General features: G+C 62.3%; 1 protein-coding gene. It reads right to left on the reverse strand.

All coding sequences use genetic code 11. The features are described from left to right. Positions 1-365: 365 nt before the first annotated feature. On the reverse strand, positions 366-461 hold a 96-nt coding region (locus OO68_RS48880), incomplete at its 5' end, for a zincin-like metallopeptidase domain-containing protein (RefSeq protein WP_209442689.1).

A 461-nucleotide genomic window follows, 5' to 3' on the forward strand; every position in this document is an offset into this window, starting at 1 on the left:
GATCATAGGGACGTGTGCATCAAGGCCGTCAGCCGATCGGCGCTCTTGAATGGTGATGTTCAAAGCCGGCGCTACGTTGTCCACAAGTTGTTCAACCTTCCCCCGGACCCCCATCCGGGGAGCCAGCATCAACGAAGGAGTTCAACTTGCCCGGCGCTATCCAGGCCGGCCGTCGCCAGCTATGTGGGAACGCTACGGCCGGCGGTGAGCACCGCAAAGCCGTCCGCCCGCTACGGCGCTATTGGATGGCGCGCGTGCGGACGGCTTTGCTCCACCGAGCTCACCACACGTGGGGACAAGACCTACCGCCTCCGTCAGTCCTGTTGCATCGACGTAAGCAAGACGCTGAGAGTCGGTGCAGACTGTCAAGATAAGGCGACCAGCTCTTCGCGCGCGTATGATTTTGAGCCGAACGAACCGGTGTGGTCGCGGTTGAGGCGGGATGCCTGGCCGGTCCAATG

Origin of the sequence: Streptomyces iakyrus (genome assembly GCF_000717055.1) — a bacterium.
In the GTDB taxonomy this organism is placed as follows: Bacteria; Actinomycetota; Actinomycetes; order Streptomycetales; family Streptomycetaceae; genus Streptomyces; species Streptomyces iakyrus.